Source organism: Algibacter amylolyticus (genome assembly GCF_014202225.1).
Classification (GTDB): Bacteria; Bacteroidota; Bacteroidia; order Flavobacteriales; family Flavobacteriaceae; genus Algibacter_B; species Algibacter_B amylolyticus.
The window spans coordinates 1-20,086 of the sequence record NZ_JACHGE010000014.1; the positions used below are offsets into that span (position 1 = coordinate 1).

Consider the following 20,086-nt stretch of genomic DNA (forward strand, 5'->3'; position numbering starts at 1 on the left):
TTTAAATCGTCTGGAGATAATTCATTCGAAATAAAGCTAAACGAATTAGAAAATATAGACGAAAGTCAATCTATTTATTTAAAAGACAACCAAACGGGCACATATTTCGATTTAACTAAAAATGATAGCTATGAGTTTAATGCTGGTCAAGGTGTTTTCAATAACAGATTCGAACTGGTGTTTCAAACCAAGCAAGAAAGTTTAAGTACGGAAGAGGCCATAGCTTCAGAGAATTATATCTATTTTCAAAATACAACAAACACCCTATTTGTTAAAAAGCTAAATAGTAATGTTAGCAAGCTATCGCTAATAAATATGCGTGGACAAGTGGTGTTAGAAATGGCTGATGTTTCAACGGAACAATTACAAAATGGTATAACATTCAATTCGGTCTCAACAGGAGCTTATATTGTATATATGAGAACAGAGGCAAATGAATTACTTACTAAAAAGATAATTCTTAAATAAATTAAGTGAAACAAAGAGTTAAGTTGTTTTATGCTTTGTTAATAAATGATCAAGGGCTAAAACACACATTATTGTTAATATAAAAGATTTAATATTGAAAAAATAAAATTACAGTTCTAATATTTTTAAATCTCACAAAAAATGCATTTCATCTATTTTAACAGTCTTTTTAACTTATGATTTCTTTGTGATGTAAGGTAAATAGTAGTTAAATTACCATCTTTGTACCTGTTTTTTGAATTTCTCTCAAGTTTGATGGAAATCAAACTATAATTTAAAAACAGAGTAGAAAAGATTTTTAATCTTTTAGAATTACTATTATTTATTCTATTTGTGTAAGTTTTTGTGTGTCTAAAATATGAATGTCTGTTGCTAAAGTCTGAAGGTTATGAAAGCGTTTTTTAGTTGTGCCGTATGCGTCTTAATGATATTATTATCACTGACTAGTCATGCTCAATTTAGTACCTACGGAATTGCTGCATATACAATTAATGAAGGAATTCCACATCAGGTTTATGTGAGTCAGAACCCTAATGCTACAGGACCGAATACTTGGACTTATATTGGAAATTTAAATAATGGCACTAACGATCTTCCTGGTGATGCAAGAGATTGTGTTATAGTTGGAGACAAGCTTTATATAGTTTATTTAGGTGCAAATTTTACAGATACTGGAATTTATATTTATGATTTAAATAATCCTACAGCGGGTGTACAACCTATGGGTTCGGGGCTTTTTGGTAACCTAGGTGATGGTTCTACAATAGAAAGAGTTAATGGAATTGGACGATCCATTAATAATGAATTTTTTGCAGTAAGCAGTCCGTCAGGTGGTAGGTCAGATTTTATTTTTTCATTTGATACTACAACCGGTAATGTGGTGCCCAATGCCTTTGGTGCTGGTATTGATCATTTAGATTTAGTAATGAATCCTGCATATTCAGGATTTACTATAGGAACAAACGAGGACATGACTTTTAATACCTGTACCGACGATCTATACATTTCGGGAGAGTTTTATGGTACCGGAGGTGGAGATGACTGGATTGCGAGAGTGGATAAAACAAACGGTGAAGTAACACCCATTGCAAATTCTGATTTAATAAGCGATGGTTTAGCGTTTGATATTAGTGGTAATTTCTTTACTTCAGATGGACGATATTTTTACAATGTAAATGAAACAACTGGAGTCATTACACAAGTAGATCAAGTTACCACAACATCAGGAGTTGATTTAGAAAGTTTGGATATTGTTTTAGACGGAAGACCAATCGCAGTAGATGATACCTTTGTTGGTGTATTTTGTCCTTCAGATACTATAGTAATTGATGCCTTGGATAACGATATAGATCATGAAAATAACATAGACCCAAGCACCGTAGAAGTATCTAATTTACCAGCAGGCGTTACAGCGGTTGTAAACAATACAACAGGAGAAATTACGTTATCCACCGTGCCTGGTTTTTCTGGCTTATTCAGTTTTAATTATACAGTAAAAGATACCGTGCTAGGAGGTTGTGATGCAGATTCAACAAGTAATATAGCAACTATAACATTGGGAATAAATACAGGAGTTGATACAGATAATGATGGAATTTCCGATAGTTGTGATTTAGATGATGACAACGATGGCATTTTAGATTGTGATGAATCTGAAGATTCTATTAATAGCGCATTTACCTGGTCGCTTAATTCTCCGCCAGGGAATTTAAATATGGATTCAGTAGATGATCCTGAAATAACAGATTGGGTACTGGCTTCAACCACAGCTTTAAATTTTGATACTGGTAAATTTGATCCAGGGACGAGTACTCAACTTAGATTTACATCTACAGCTTCTGCTAGTTTTTCCGAAGCAATATCTAATAATGATTATGTGGAAATGAGTTTTACCACAAGTTCAGAATTATCAAATATATTATTAACCGATATATATACAGGTTGGTACGAACCTACAAAAGGCGATTCATTTTACTCTGCTACTCGGTTTTCAGAGGGTGGTTCAGGAACATGGACAACCCTGTCGCAAGATGTTTATAATGTAGACGATGGAACTATATATGCAAGGTTCGATAACATGGTTATTCCGGAAATTCGATTAAAACCAAATACAGAGTATACCTTTAGGTTTTATGTTTATGGTAAAGAAGAGGCGAGTTCTATAGAAAACTATTCAGTTATAGATGATTTTCGTTTCTCGGTTGAAGCATGTAAAAGTCAAGATACTAATAGCGATGGCATACCAAATCATTTAGACACAGATTCTGATGGTGATGGTTGTCCCGATGCATTAGAAGGAGATGCGTTAATTAGCGAAATTGGATATTCAGATTTAAGCGGTAACAGTCAAATAACTGGAGGTGTAGATGGTAATGGTATTCCAACTACAGCCAATGGTGGTCAAGGTATTGGTACAAGTGCAAATAATACTCAACAAGCAGATGAATGTAGCACTTGTGATAGTAATAACCCAAACTACGTAGATACAGATAGTGATGGCGTTGGGGACGATTGCGATCTAGATGATGATAATGATGGTATTTTAGATTCTATGGAATGTCCAAGTATAAATTTAAATAATTTAACTACACTAATTGGAAATGGATCTAATTTACAAGTTGGCGATTTTTTAATAAATCAGAATGCAATTACTTATAATGGTATTAATTACGATGTTGTTGTCGAAATTACAGAGTTGCATAGTCCAACAGGTGTTTTAGAAGTTTATGATATTAGTGGAACAAAATACTTAAGATTTAAAGGGGTAGTTGCTAATGAAGATCCTTATGTTTTATATAAAATTTCAATTGTTTCTTCCGGGTCTGCAACAGCTGCAACACCACAAGGTTCTCCGGTTACGTTAAATAATGTTACTATTACGCTTCCAGATTTAGATTCTGGTGCAGGTCAGTTTTCAGATATGGTTGGGTATGAAGCTTCCGACGCTCCAGATCGAGTAAATGCAGGGTCTCAGGTAACTGCAATAAATTTTGCAATTGGAGGAGGGCCAGCAGGTGCATTTCAAAATTTAGGAACAGATTTTAATAATGGTTCAGAATCTTCTTCAAACAGGAACTATTTAGTGTCGTTTTTTTACAACTCGTTTTCATCTAAAACCATACTTTTTGGTGTTACAGGACCGCATACAGCAACTCTAAATAGAATATTTTTTAACTTAATAAAAGTGGCTTGCGATTTTGATAATGATAATATATTTAACGAGCATGATATTGATAGTGATAACGATGGTATACCAGATAATGTAGAGGCACAACCAACAGTTGGTTATACACCGCCTACAGGAACTATTGATAACACAACAGGAATAGATACCGCCTATGGTACAGGATTAGCTAGTGTAGAAGATACCGATGGAGATGGAACTCCAGATTATTTGGATTTGGATACCGATGGTGATGGAACTCCAGATATTGAAGAAAACGGAGATGTAAATACACTAAGTGGCAATGATAATGATAGTGATGGTTTAGATAATAATTTTGATGCCGTTACAGCAGTTTGGGATGTAAATGATGAAGTTTCTATTGGTGATATAGCAGATTTAACCACTTCGTTTTTAGATACCGATGGCGATATTCCTTTAGGAGGTGACTTAGATTATAGAGATGTTATTGACGTTTACATTGAAAATGCCACTTTAGATTTTGATGGCGTAGACGATTATTTATCAGGAGATTCTATGCTTAATGGATTAAACGAAGTTACCTTAATGGCCTGGGTAAGAGTAGATCCATCAAACGCAGGAGTTTCAAATATTACTATTGCTGGAGAAGATATTTCGTGTAGAATATATGTTCAAAACGGTAACAAGTTTATGTTTGCTACTAGAACCACGGCAGGATTTACAAGCGCAACCAATGGGGTGAATGTAAATTATAATGAGTGGCATCATATTACTGGTGTATTTAGCGGTGTAACAGGTAGGCAAACCATTTATATAGACGGAAAAAAGTCAACTTCAGGTGTAAATACAAGTCAAATTGGGCAAACCATTTTGTGTACTTCAAGTTGGACAGGGAAGTTCGAAATAGGGCGTTTGTCTAGAAATGTATCAAACCAGGAATACTTTAATGGTGAGATTGATGAGGTTAGAGTTTTTGATAAAGCATTAACCGAAACGCAGATTCAACGTATGGTTTATCAGGAAATTGAAGACAATTCAGGATTTGTAAAAGGAACCGTTATTAATAAAGATATAGAAGATGAGTTTACGGCATCAAAAGTAAGTTGGAGCAATCTTTTAGCGTATTACCCAATGACGAATATTTTAAATTCTAAAACTTCCGATTATTCTGGTAATAATAGAGATGTTGTATTGCATAATATAACAACAGTACAAGAGCAAACAGGGCCAATGCCTTACCAGACTATTGGTAATGGTAGTTGGACAAGCGAAAGCACCTGGTTACATGGTAATGTTTGGGATATAGAAGATACTGCAACCAATAAAGATTGGAGTATTGTACATATAAAACATAATGTAGATGCTAATCATTCCATAAAGAATTTAGGTTTATTTATAGATGCCAATAAAACGCTTGAAGTAGCAGGTACTAACGAAGTAAATAATTCTTGGTATTTAGAGTTAAATGGTACTCTAGATTTATTGGGAGATTCTCAATTGGTACAGGGTATTAATAGCGATTTAGTAACCTCGGCACAAGGTCATATTTTACGCCGTCAAGAAGGCACATCTAGCCCATTTAGGTATAACTATTGGTCGTCACCAGTTGGTGAGCCATCAGCAACAAATCTAGCCACCGCTTTAACCGATAATACAGCAGGAATAAACAATCCTAATAATACGCCGTTTACGTTAAATACTATAAAGGACGGTAGTGGTAATATCTTAACTTTTACAAGTGCCTATAACGAAATTGGAAAAATAAGTACCTATTGGCTATATACCTATAAAAATGGGTTAAGCTACTGGAACTGGGCTTTTCACTCACCCAGCACACCGCTAGGTCCAGGGGTTGGTTATACTCAAAAAGGAATAGGAAATGCAGGTACCGAGCAACAATACATATTTGATGGAAAACCAAATAATGGTACTATTTTAATTGATGTAGATGATGTAGGTGGATCAGGATCGGTAGCAGATGTATCAAAAACAGGATACCTTTTAGGAAACCCTTATCCATCAGCAATCGACATTCATAAGTTTATAGATGATAATGCAGGAGTTATTGGAGATGAGAACCATCCTAACGGAGGTTATTTGCAAATATGGCAACAATGGTCGGGTTCTTCACATATTCTAAATGATTATATTGGCGGATATGCTAAAGTAAATAAAACAGGCTCCATTCGAGCGTCACAATTTATTGGTTTTTCTGGCGATAATACGGGTAATGAAGAAGGTACGGTATTGCCAACAAAATACTTGCCTGTGGGACAAGGTTTTGTAGTAGAGATTCTGGCTAATAATGCAAAAATAAACTTTAATAATAGCCAACGTGTTTATGTTAAAGAATCAGACGCTAATGGAACTGGAAGCACGGGATCTGTATTTTTAAAGTCTTCAACGGGAAAATCCTCAAAATCGGCTATTTCCGAAGAAATAGAGGCGGAAGATGTAATGCAAAAAATTCGATTAGAATTTAGTTCGGTTAAAGGTCCTGAAACAAGGCAGGAACTCTTATTAGGGTTTAGCAATTATACTACTGATGGTTTTGATTATGGTTATGATGCTAAAAGTACAGAGGAAAGTCATGATTATTTAAATTTAGATTTAGAGGGTCAGAACATGCAAATACAAGCCTATGGAGAAATAACCAAGGAAAAAGTTGTGCCATTCAATTTTAGATCATCGGGAGAGCATACCTTCGAAATAATGCTAACAGGGTTAGAGAATATATCAGAACATCAAGATATATATATTCGCGATAATGAAACGGGTGTTTACTTTGATCTAACAAATGATCATCCCTATAGTTTTACATCCAAACAAGGCATATTCAATGCAAGACTCGAATTAGTATTTCAAAGCAAACAAGAAAGTTTAAGCGCGGAAGAAGCGGTAGCTTCAGAGAATTATATCTATTTTCAAAATACAACAAACACCCTATTTGTTAAAAAACTAAATAGTAATGTTAGCAAGCTATCGCTAATAAATATGCGTGGACAAGTAGTATTAGAAATGTCAGATGTTTCAATTGAGCAATTGCAAAATGGTATAACATTCAATGGTATTTCAACAGGAGCGTATGTAGTATACATGAGGCCTGAAACGAACGAAGTAATTAATAAAAAAATAATAGTAAAATAATTAATTATGAGAGTATGAAAAATGCTAGATAAAAATTGCTGAATCGCTGAAAAGTAACATATTATCGTTTGTTTTAAGCTTATGAAACTTGTTTTTGTTATTTTTGCAATTCCCTCAAATAAAATTTTAATAGTCCCTATCTATTAAGGATTAACCTATGAAGAAGTTTTCATTTATAACAGTATTATTTGCAATTGTATTTTTATGTACAAATACTATTCATGCTCAAGATGCAGATTTGGATGGTATAACAGATTCTGTTGATTTAGACGACGATAACGATGGTATTCTTGATGAAGATGAATGTAGTATGGCTGTGGCCTCAACAACATCTGTGCTTACAGATTGGACAAGTTTTACAAGTTCTCAAATAGATGGCGTAATGCCAATAGGCTTAGAGCTAGTTAATGTAACAGGAACAGGGGCAGTAAGTCTATTTAGTGCAAATTCAACTAACGGAAATACAATTACAACAGGTGATGCTACTTATTTTTCAGATCCTGCTGTGTTTTCACCGCCTGTTGATACAAGCGATTCTGTAGGAGTTGTACTTAATTCAAGTGGTCAAGATTTTACATTCGATTTTGGTGGAAGCATTTTAGTAGACCCAATTATTTATATTTCCAATTTCGATGTTAATCGTACGATTACTTTTGGAACACCAATAACCATATTATCGTCTAACTCTCAAATTATCGCAGAACCAGATGGAGAAAGTATTACTTCTAATGCATTAGGCGGAGCAGGAACATTTCAATTAATTGGTCAGTTTACTTCTTTAACAGTAACACAAACGGCAGGGGCTACAGACACTACACGATACCAGTTTGGTGCTGTAGGAGTAGTGTCCAACTCAAATGTAACGTGCGATACAGATAATGATGGTATACCGAATCATTTAGATTTAGATAGTGATAACGATGGGTGTCCAGATGCTCTTGAGGGCGATGCAGGATTACAGTTTACAGATTTAAATCCAGATGGGAGTATAAATGCAACGGTAAACGATAACGGTATACCAATTGCTACAAATGTTGGGATTGCTGGAGCCGGAACAACAGGTCAAGATGATGTCTCTTCTACCATTAATACTATACAAGCCGTAGAGTGCGATTCTTGTAATGCTACAAGTACAAGTTTTGTCGATACAGATAATGATACTTTTGGGGATGATTGCGATTTAGATGATGATAACGATGGTATTCCAGATGTAGATGAATGCGGATTGCCATTGCTAGCAAGTAGTCTTTCTGGAGAAGGAACTAATAGTATTTCTGGTACATTCGAATCGGGAGTTATGTCTTCAGATTTTTCATTATCGTCACCATCTTTAGTCGAAATACCTTCAGGAAATCCCGTACCCGTGGAATTTACTTCTTTCACTACAAATGTTACAGATGGTGTTTTATTAACTTGGGATGAAGGTTATGTAAATCCAGGTAATGTTTTTGATATAGCATTTGTTTTACAAGAAGCTCAAAATGGAAAGTTAAGTTCATTAAGGGTTGGTAATAATGCGCGTTCTTCAACATATGGTGCTCAAAATGCGGATAAAGAAATTACCATTACTTGGCCAGGTGGATCATTTGCAGTCCTTAACGATCCTTTAAATGAAATCTTAAACCATCCTCACGGATCAATAATAGCTTCAGGTACAGTTTTAGATTGTAGTTCTGGAACTGTTGTAATTCGAGATTCAGAGTGGTATATTGATATAGATGTAGAAGGTGCTACATATCCGTTTAATGTAGATTATAACACGGTGTCAAGTGTATCTACCAGATTTGAAGGGGTTGCCTTTATGCCAGTAGGCTGTTTAGATAGCGATGGAGATACTATTATTAACGCTTTAGATAACGATTCTGATAATGATGGTTGTGCTGATGCTTTAGAGGGAGACGCTTTAAACAGCGACATAGGATATTCAAATTTAGATGGTAATAATCAAATCACTGGAGGTGTAGATGGTAGTGGTATACCTAATGCCGCCAATGGTGGTCAAGGTGTTGGAACAAGCGCTGATGATACGCAACAAGCCGACGAGTGTAGTACTTGTGATAGTAACAATCCAAATTACATCGATACCGATATGGATGGTGTTGGTGATGATTGCGATTTTGATGATGATAACGATGGTATTTTAGATACCGTTGAACATCCTAAAACATTACTTTGGGTTAAAAGGGGTACAATTACTACAGACCAACAAAACACTATAGATAAATTAATAAACTTAGGTTTTACAGTAACTGTCGTTAACGATACCGATTCTGAAGATGTCGATAATTATTCAGTAACATATGTTCATCCTACAGTAAATAGCGGTACTACATTTACAAATATTGCTAATTTAGAAACTTCAACAAAAGGTGTTGTTACCAGTGAAAATGCGTTGTTTGATGAGATTTTTGGAACAACAGGTGCGGTTGGAGATCCTGACACAGATTTTATTAAGATTACAAATAATTCACATCCCATAACCCAAGGTTTACCTTTAGGCGATTTAGATATTGGAGATGGTAGTTACATAGTCGCTAATATTTTGTCAGGAACGCATTTAGGAGAGCATCCTAACGGTACGGTAAGTATGATTGCTTGGGAAATTGGGGAGCCAATGGAAAATGCTGTAGCAGCTCCGGGTAGAAGGGTGGCTGTTCCACATACAAGCTACAACGGCGGTTTAAATGCAGCAGGCGAAGATTTATTGGTAAGAGCTATATTATGGGCTTGGGCTAAAGATTCAGATGGTGATGGTTTTTACGATCATTTAGATATAGATTCAGATAACGATGGTATTCCAGATAATGTTGAGGCACAACCAACATTTGGTTATATTCTGCCATCGGGAACGGTTGATAATACAACAGGAATAGATACGGCTTATGGCGCAGGATTAGCAAGTTTAGAAGATACCGATGGCGATAGCACACCAGATTATTTAGATTTAGATAGCGATAGTGATGGCATTCTAGATATAAATGAAAACGGCATGTCAGGACCTGTAATGACATTTGTAGATGATGATAGTGATGGTTTAGATAATGTATTTGAAACAACCGGAACTAATGATACAATTTGGGATGCCAATGAAGATATTGAAGATCCAACAGATTTATCGATTTTACCGGATACCGACAGCGATTTAGCTTTAGGTGGCGACTTAGATTATCGTGATTTAATAGATGTTTATTATGCCAATGCTACTATAGATTTTGATGGTGTAGACGATTACGTGTCTATTCCAGGTATACAAATGAGTGGTTGGGCTGAAGGTACCTTAATGGCATGGGTTAAATTAGATCCTAATCATTCGCAAAGTGGTGATATTCTTGGGCAAAATATGTTTAGGATTTCGGTTACGTCAACTGGTGGTATAAGCGGATATGTAATTACTAATAATTCCGGTACATCATACAGTTTAAGCCCTAGTGGTTTAACAATCCCGAAAAATGAATGGCACCATTTAACCTTGACTTTTAGTGGTGCAGATAAATCTATAAATCTTTATTTGGATGGAGAGCCTGTGCGAACAGTAACTTATATAGATTCAGGTACGGCTTTGTCTACAAATGCAACGTTTACCAATCCTGTATTTACATTAGGCAGGTTTGAGCGCTTTCAAAACAGTTATTTTCATGGGGCTATAGACGAAGTTCGTGTGTTTAATAAAAACATGACCGATGAGCAGATTCAGCAAATGGTGTATCAAGAAATACAAGATAATGCTGGGTTTTTACAAGGAACAATAATTCCAAAAGATATTGAAGATTTAACGACGAATGTAAAAGTACCTTGGACTAATTTAGAAGGGTACTATACAATGCGAAATATTTTAAATTCTACTGTGCAGGATGACTCAGGAAACGGTAATATAGCTCAGCTTCATAATATTACAACATTACAAGACCAAACGGCGCCAATGCCTTATGCAACTGTAAATGATGGCGCTTGGACTAGTGAAAGTACTTGGTTACATGGCGATGTATGGGATATAGAAGATGTATGGAATAATAAAGATTGGAGTATTATTAATATCCAACATAATGTTACTACAAGTCGTTCGCACACCAATTTAGGCTTGTTTATTGATGCAACAAAAACATTGCAACTAAGCGGTGACAATTTTATAAATAACACTTGGTATTTTGAGCTAAATGGAACATTAGATTTATTAAGCGATTCACAATTAGTACAAGGTGTAAATAGCGATTTAGTAACCTCTGCAACAGGGCATATTTTACGCCGTCAAGAAGGTACAATCAATCCATATTGGTATAACTATTGGGGTTCACCGGTTGGAGCGCCATTAGCTACCACTTTAATGGATAATAATACAGCAAGTAATAACCCCAACAATACCTCATTTAGTCTAGACATGCTAAAGGATGGAACGGGAACAGCTATGACATTTACTTCAAGTTATACAGGTAGTAATAGTATTAGTAATTATTGGTTACACACGTTTAAAAATGGTATTACGTATTGGGATTGGAAAAAAATTAGCACATCTGCGGCAATAGCGCCAGGAGTAGGTTATTCACAAAAAGGAACAGCAGCTTCTGGCACAGAGCAACAATATATTTTTGATGGTAAGCCTAATAATGGAACCATCATTGTAAATGTGGACGACTTAGGGGGAACTGGTTCTCTTCAAAATGTAACCAAAACAGCTTATTTGTTGGCTAACCCATACCCATCAGCATTAGATATCCATAAGTTTATCGACGATAATGAAGGTGTTATAAATGGGTATGTAGAGTTGTGGCAACAATGGAGTGGTTCTACCCATGTACTTACAGATTACAATGGAGGTTATGCTCAAGTAAACAAGACTGGAACCGTAAGAGCGTCTCAGTTTATTGGTCTTGAAGGAAATGATACAGGCGGATTAGAAGGTACAAAAATGCCAACCAGATACATGCCAATAGGACAAGGTTTTATGGCAGAGATTGAAAATGATGGTGTTTTACCGTTTGATGGTACGGTAGAGTTTAATAATAGTCAGCGTGTGTTTATAAAAGAAGCTAATTATTCTGATACTGATCCTTATGATACAGGTTCGTTATTTACAAAATCTGAGTTTGTTAAAGAAACAGAAACAGAAGATCAAGTTGAGGAGCCTATCATGCAAAAAATTAGATTAGAGTTTAACTCTACATCGGGACCAGATACAAAGGGCGAATTACTATTAGGATTTAGTGATTTTACAACCGATGATTATGATTATGGTTACGATGCAAAAAATACAACCGCAAAAAATAACGGTTTAAATTTAGAGTTAAATGGTCAAAATATGAATATTCAAGCGTATGGACCAATAACTGCAGATAAGATTATACCATTAAATTTTAGCTCGTCGGGTAATAATGATTTTGAAATTAGAATTTCAGAAACGGAAAATATCACAGAAAATCAATCGATTTATCTACACGATATAGAAACAGGAACTTACTTTAATTTAAATGAAGGTGTAGCATATAGTTTTTCATCAACACAAGGAGTTTTTAATAGGCGTTTTGAGATAGTGTTCCAAAACGAACAAGAAAGTTTAAGTACTAGTGATGATAGCTTCGATGTAAATAAAATGTATTATAAAAACTCAACAAATACATTATTTGTTAGGAATTTAAATAGCGATGTTAAAACAATGTCTTTAGTGAATATGCGCGGACAAGTTATTTTGGAAATGACAAATGTGTCTAAAGATAAATTACAAAACGGTATACAATTTGATAATATTGATATAGGTACTTATGTAGTGTTTATAAAAACAGACCTTAATAGTATTTTAACTAAAAAGATTATTATAAAATAAATTAAAAAATATGCCCCTCTCAACCTACAACGTGCTTAAACGTTTATTTATTATAACATGTTTGTTATTAATAAATGTATCATCATATGCAAATAACTACAATAAAACAGCCCTTTCAGCAAGTAAAGATAATACGGCATATTTTGATGTTGGAGGAGTTTTAACTTCTGTTGAAGCTACATGTTCAAATAATGGTTCTATAACAGCAACAGGAAGTAACGGTTTTGGTATTTTAAAGTTTTATATTTTTACTATTACCAATGGTCCAACGGCAAACGGACAAACCTATCCTACTACAGATGCTTTTGATTCGTCTTCGTTTACTTTTAATGATTTGTATCCTGGTAATTACGAAATAACCATAGAGGACGCAAACAATTCTAGTAACCCACCATTTATTGGAACTATAGAAGTAGAAGACCAAACAGAAATTTTAAATTTTTCACTTTCACCAACAAATCCAACGTGTCCTAGTACAAGTACTGGTACTATTGATGTTAATGTTGCAACAGGAATAGGCCCTTATCAATATCAAATTTACAGTGGTCCTTCTGGTACAACAACAGGATTGATAGACGAAGCTAGTAAAGCATATACATTTAATAATTTACCTGCCGGAAATTATAGCGTAAGAGTTTATGATGCTTGTGGCGATTTTCAAACTAGAAGTTATTTACTAACCGATCCTACTTTATCTACTTTAAATTTAACAACTTCTGGAAGTCCAACTCGCGAGCTTATATCATGTACAGAAGCTATATATAAAGTGGGTGGTACTGGAGGTACTGGTTTTGGAACTTATATGTTCGAGGTTGTAGGTGGTGCACCTTCTGGGTACGCTTCTACCAATACTACGGGGCAGTTTACACTTCCAATAGATCAAGCACCTTATACGTTTCAAGTTACCGACGCTTGTGGGCAAACAGCAACATATACGCATTCAAACCCTAGTTCATACATTAACTGGTCTTCATTAGAAAGGACATGTAGCGATTGGTCTCTTCAAATTAGGCCTAATTGGATGCTAGGTCCTTATGTATATACTTTAACTAGTACACCTGCGGGGTATACGGGGCCCACATCAAATTCAACAGGAACTTTTAATAATATTCCTTATGGTTCTTATAGTTATTCTGTTACCGATGCCTGTGGGTTAACTAGATCTAGTTCAACTACGAAAACACAAGAACCTATAGAGATAAATGAAGCGTTAACTATTCCTTCAGTAGATTTTTGCGAAGTAGGTACAGGTAGAGTACAGGTTAGATACAACAGCGGTAGTAATGGTGCTGTTGGTCCGGTAAGTTTTGAGTTAACAACCGTGCCTTCTGGGTTTACAGGAAATCCAGGTCCACAAAACGGGCCTACTTTTAGTGAGCTTATACCTGGTAATTATGAAGTAACAGCTCTAGATTCTTGTGGCAATTCGGATACCTATGCTTTTGAAGTAACGGATGTACTGAGTGTTGATTTTTCTACTAACCCAACTTTAAACTGTGTAAACTCAAATTCTATTGATGTAAGCGTAAATAGTAATAATAGTTATTATAGTTCGGGTACTAGATACTTTAGGCTTCGAAATGCTGATACTAATTCAATAGTGCAAACAGGTACAGCTAGTAGTAATACATATACTTTTAATAACTTAGTTGCAGGCAATTATTATGTTCAGTATTATAAAACTACAACATGTATTTTCGAATCGGAAACCGTTTCTATAGCGGCCTATCAACAGCCTACTATTACACCATTAAGTAGCTATAATTGTGGTACTGGTTTGGTTACAATTTCTGGAGTAGTATCCGGAGGTACAGGACCTTACTCTTTTTCTCTTATTAATAATGCGAATAATTTAGTTTTAGCCACAAATACTGATGGTTACTTTACAAACCAAAGCGCGCTCCTATCTTATTCTGTAAGAATTGAAGATAGTTGTGGTAATACTACAAGTTCTCAAGTATCGGAAGTCGCTACAGGATTAGGGGTGGCATTTCAAAATGAAAGCTGTGGTGAAATAGGTAGCGAATTTCCAATCTATCTTTTAAATTATAGAGGGATGGCCTATACTTGGACATTCCCAAATGGATCAACCTATGTTGGTCATGATCCTAGAGCCGCTATTGGTGTTTTGGATATTAATGATTTTGGAACCTATAGTGTTGATGTTGCTACTGTAGATGGTTGTAGAACACAAACACTAACAACTGTTTTTGAAAGATGCCCTTTGCCACCAATAAGTATAGATTTTGATGGGGTAGACGATTATATCGCGGGTACTCCATTTATAACTAATTGGGAAAATGGTACTATAATGAGTTGGGTAAAAATTAAGCATGATAATGATGGTAATTTACCAAGATTATATAGTGTAGCAGGTCAAGAGGTTATGCATCTTTATGTTACTAACGGTCGTACTCCTGCATTTAAAGTGTTAACGCAAGACCAAGTTACAGTAAGCGATAACTATCCAAACAATAGTATTAGTGTGCAGCCTAACCCCTTATTAGGAATAAAGTTAGAAAATGATATTTGGTATCATTTAGCGGGAGTTTTTAACTCTCAAGATGAAACTGTAAAATTGTATTTAAATGGCGAGTTAGTGGGTACTAATTCTAGTCCTTTGTTAAATTCAGAACTATTAACCCAATTCTATAATGGGTCTGCACATATTTACTCAACAAGAGGTTTTACCATTGGTCGTTACCCAACTAACACTAGTGCCGCTGGTTTTGGACACTTTCGTGGTGATATAGATGAGGTTCGCGTGTTTGATGCTGCTTTAACCAATCAACAAATACAACAAATGGTGTATCAAGAAATTGAGAACAATGCGGGTATAATTAAAGGCACCATAATACCAAAAGATGTTCAAGATTTTAGTTCAAATGAAAAAGTATCTTGGAACAATTTAAGGGCTTATTTTCCAATGACGGATATAATTAGTAATATAACCACAGATTATTCTAGTTATGGGAACGATATTACAATGTATAACATAACCACAATACAAGACCAAACAGCTCCAATGCCTTACGTTACTGTAAACGATGGCGATTGGACTAATGAGAGTACTTGGTTACATGGCGATGTATGGGATATAGACGATGTGGCAACTAATAAGGATTGGAGTATTGTTGAGGTAAAACATGATATTAATGCCAGTCATGAAGTAAAAACTATTGGGTTGATAATTGATAATGATAAAACATTAACTATTAACGGCGATAACCAAGTGGAAAACTCATGGTATTTAGAATTAAATGGAACATTAGATTTATTAAACGATTCTCAATTAATACAAACCGAGTATAGCGATTTAGTAACAAGTGCCGAGGGTAATGTTTTACGACGTCAAGAAGGTACAATTAATCCATATTGGTATAACTATTGGGGTTCACCAGTTGGAGCACCAATGGCTACGGCTTTAATAGATAATAATACAGCAAATAATAACCCCAACAATAGTACATTTAGTTTAGATATGCTAAAGGATGGAACTGGAACTAATATGACATTTACTTCCGGATATACAGGTAGTAGAAGTATTAGTAGTTATTGGTTAAACACGTTTAAAAATGGTATAACGTATTGGAATTGGAAACAGTTTAGTACTTCTACAGCATTAGAGCCAGGAGTCGGTTATTCACAAAAAGGAACAGGAGCTTCGGGTACAGAACAACAGTATCTCTTCGATGGTAAACCTAATAATGGAACTATCCTTGTAAATGTAGATGACTTAGGAGGTGTCGGATCTATTCAAAATATATCAAAAACAGCTTATTTATTGGCTAACCCGTATCCATCGGCATTAGATATTCATAAGTTTATTGATGATAATGAAGGTGTTACAAAGGGTTATATAGAGTTGTGGCAGCAATGGAGTGGCTCCACCCACATACTTAAAGATTACAATGGTGGTTATGCCCAAGTAAACAAGCTTGGTACAATTAGAGCTTCTCAGTTTGTAGGTCTTGAAGGAAACGATACAGGCGGTTCAGAGGGAGTGAAAATGCCAACCAGATACATTCCAATAGGGCAAGGTTTTATGGCGGAGATTGAAAATGATGGTATTTTACCGTTCGATGGTACGGTGGAGTTTAATAATAGTCAACGTGTGTTTGTAAAAGAAGCCGATTATTCTGCTACTAGTCCTTATGATACGGGCTCTTTGTTTTCAAAATCAGATTCTAAAAAATCGAAAACTAATTCAACAACTTCTAGCGAATCAACAATTGATGCAGATTCAGATGAAGGTGTAATGCAGAAAATTAGGTTGGAATTTGTGTGCTCTAAGGGACCATATATTAAACGCGAACTACTGTTAGGGTTTAGTGATTATACTACAGACGAGTATGATTATGGCTATGACGCAAGAAGTACAAAGGAGACTATCAATGATTTAAATCTAGATTTCAATGGTCAAAATATGACTATACAAGCATACGGGCCTATTAAAAAAGATAAGGTCATAGCTTTAAATTTTAAGTCTTCGGGTGATAATGCATTTGAGATTAAAATTTCTGAAACAGAAAATATAGATGAAGCAGAAACAATATATATACGAGATAATTTAACAGGTGCTTATTTTGATTTAAGCGCTTTTAAAGCCTATATGTTTACTTCTGAACAAGGTATATTTAATGAGCGTTTTCAAATAGTTTTTCAAAACGAATCGGAAGCCTTAAGTATCGAAGATTCTAACTTTGTTGAAAACAAGATTTTCTACCAGAACTCTACTAATACCCTGTTTGTTAAAAAAATAAATAGTGCTGTTAGTAAGCTGTCTTTAGTTAATATGCGCGGGCAAGTGGTTTTTGAAATGGCGGATTTAGCTATTGATACTCTAGAAAACGGAATACAATTCAATAGTATCTCTACGGGAGCTTATGTAGTGTATATGAGAACCAACTCTAACGAAATGTTGGTTAAAAAAATAATTATTAAATAAGCTCTTGCTATAACTTTTTAAAAAAGGCTGCTAATAGCAGCTTTTTTTTATGATCTAAAGTGAATAAATTTACTTAAAATTGCATTTTATCGAATAAAACGCGCGTTTTATCTAGTTTTTGTTGTTTTTTTAAACTATTATTGTGTATGGTTTGATTTTAAATACTAGTAGTTTATCCTTTTTTTATGCATTTCATTTTTCATCGATGCATTTAAATGGGTTTTTTTAATCTTTAATCGAAAAATAGTAGGCTATTCATCTTTAAGAACAAATTAGATTTATTTTTACATTATAATTGATTACTAGCACTTTGTGGTTTTGGTAATTTATCTTCCCTCAAGATATTATTTTTTTAATCCATTTTACTAATTTTTGTTACTGTACATAATAAACATAGCTCATGGCTATTAAATGTTTTGTTATGAATATAAAAATAAAATTAGGCTTTACATTTTCTGTTGTATTATTCTTATTAAACCTACAAGTTTTATCAGCACAAGGTTTGGTTAATTGTCCGCCTGTTTCTGGCGCGGCAAGCCCTCAAGGTGATGCTGTTAGTTGGATTAAGGAAGGATTTAAAATCTTTTCAAGTGCTAATAATACAAATGGTTTAGGTTACCAAGAATCTGGTTTTCAAGCAGAGGTATTTAAAAAAGGACAAACCTTAACTGTTTTAAATGGTACTAACGATTTTGTGTTTCCTTCAAGTTCTTCTACTGCAGGGTCTGCCAATACAAGTATTGGGACTTTTGCAAACGGTACACTAGACTTTGTTGATAACTATTATCGTAGAACAGCATCTTCAAAAATTGCACAATTTAGAGCAACCACATCTGGTGGGTTTATATCTGGTAATGCAGGGCAAGGTGTTTATATCTATCCAGAAACGGGTGCCTTAACAGGCGATTTTTACACCATGAATATAAACTTTACAACACCTGTGGTCTCCTTTAGTTTCGATTTAATCGATATTTTTGATACTATTGGAAATGGCTCTGAGTCAAATTATGAAATTTATGTTGATGGGAATTTAATAGCATATTTTAATGGTTCATTTTTAGGAGATGATCTTACAGGTAACATAAAACTATATGATGCAGATCATAATTTAAGGGCAACAGTAGTTGGTGGTCAAAATATAGAAAATACAATTGGTTTTATAAGTGATACTCCTGTAAGTAAAATAAGTGTAAAACATATTATAATATCAGGAGGTCTATTAATAGATTCTCATGAGCCTCATGGTTTTGATACATTTGCATATAGTTTCGATTGTCAAATCGATTCGTGTAATGCTTTGGTTTCTGGTTATTTAGATTCTGATGACGATACTATTAGTGATATATGTGATTTAGATGATGATAATGATGGCATTTTAGATGTTAATGAGCTTAACTGTTCTTCGGGGCTAATAGCTTTAGCACAGACTTTTAATGACAACTCTTCTAATCCGGGTGTTGTCAATGGGGTGTTTCCTCATGGTGATATAGATATTGATTTTAAATATGAATTATTAGGATCAGCCTTGTGGGGAACTGGAGTAAATTCAGCTACTGCTTCTGGTGTTTCGGGAGCCTTTATTAATACGCAAGTACGAAATTCAGATTTTTCAAATGGAGATGTCGCTGTTTATACGTTTAGTGCTTCTAAACCTATTTATAACTTTTCATTTAAACTAGCTGGTTTTGATAATGAAGATATTGCCGATTTAGTAGCTACAAATGGTGGGGTAAATGTTCCAATCACTATTTCAGATATTAATTTAAACGATGGAATTGTGTCTGGGCAAACAGTATACGATGTAAATGGAGCTGCTGGCAATGCACCATCTAATAGTGTGCAGGTTGCAGTGCAAGGAGCAATGGATGAGTTAACTATTACGATAGCAAAAAATGATGGAAATAGCAGTAATGCCACAATTCAAATTTACGACTTCTCATATTGTGAATCTATAGATACAGATAACGATGGCTTTCCAAATCACTTAGATATTGATTCTGATGATGATGGTATTCCAGATAATATAGAAGCTCAACCTACAGTGGGCTATATTCCTCCAAGTAATAGTAGTGCCTCTATTACAGATGCTAATAATAATGGTTTAGATGATGCCTACGAAACGGCTATGGGCGGTACAGATTTAGCTACTCTGGAGGACACCGATGGTGATGGCGTATTTGATTATTTAGATACCGATACAGATAATGATGGTATACCAGATATTGAAGAAAACGGTCAAGCAAATACATTAGGGGCTAGCGATGTTGATACCGATGGTTTAAATGATGTTTTTGATGCCATTGTTGGTTATCTAGATGTTAATGATGAAGTTGCTCTGGGAGATATAGCAGATCTTGTTAGTGCCTTTGGCGATGCAGATTCGGATACTGCTTTAGGTGGCGATTTAGATTATCGAGATATATTTAATGTTAATCCGCCACACTCAGCGACTATAGATTTTGATGGTATTGATGATTATGTTGATAGTGATTTTAATTTTAGTGGTTTATCAAAAATGACTACCATGTTATGGATAAAACTTGATGATACTTTTACTAATTAT

Annotated in this window: 4 protein-coding genes and 1 pseudogene; all 5 read left to right on the forward strand. The window is 34.8% G+C overall.

The genetic code is table 11. The features are described 5' to 3' along the window. Positions 1–468, forward strand: a 468-nt coding sequence (locus tag HNQ90_RS17705; protein WP_183822396.1) for a T9SS type A sorting domain-containing protein, incomplete at its 5' end; no start/stop codon positions are given. Between the two features lie 424 nt (positions 469–892). Then, on the forward strand, positions 893–6,760 hold the full coding sequence (locus HNQ90_RS17710; protein ID WP_172625936.1) for a LamG-like jellyroll fold domain-containing protein: 5,868 nt from the start codon (positions 893–895) through the stop codon (positions 6,758–6,760). Positions 6,761–6,917: 157 nt separating this feature from the next. Then, a complete protein-coding gene (locus HNQ90_RS17715; protein ID WP_144118256.1) occupies positions 6,918–12,575 on the forward strand; it encodes a LamG-like jellyroll fold domain-containing protein in 5,658 nt (1,885 codons plus the stop codon). Positions 12,576–12,585: 10 nt separating this feature from the next. Continuing rightward, positions 12,586–17,523, forward strand: coding sequence for a LamG-like jellyroll fold domain-containing protein (locus HNQ90_RS17720; RefSeq protein WP_144118257.1), 4,938 nt, complete (start codon positions 12,586–12,588; stop codon positions 17,521–17,523). Positions 17,524–17,944: 421 nt separating this feature from the next. Further along, a pseudogene (locus HNQ90_RS17725) lies at positions 17,945–20,086 on the forward strand (thrombospondin type 3 repeat-containing protein); the annotation flags it as partial.

What these genes read in the sequence shown, in the direction of transcription:
- HNQ90_RS17720 (WP_144118257.1), top strand. Translation starts at nt 12,586, where the DNA reads ATGCCCCTCTCAACCTACAACGTGCTTAAACGTTTATTTATTATAACA.
- HNQ90_RS17710 (WP_172625936.1), top strand. Translation starts at nt 893, where the DNA reads ATGATATTATTATCACTGACTAGTCATGCTCAATTTAGTACCTACGGA.
- HNQ90_RS17715 (WP_144118256.1), top strand. Translation starts at nt 6,918, where the DNA reads ATGAAGAAGTTTTCATTTATAACAGTATTATTTGCAATTGTATTTTTA.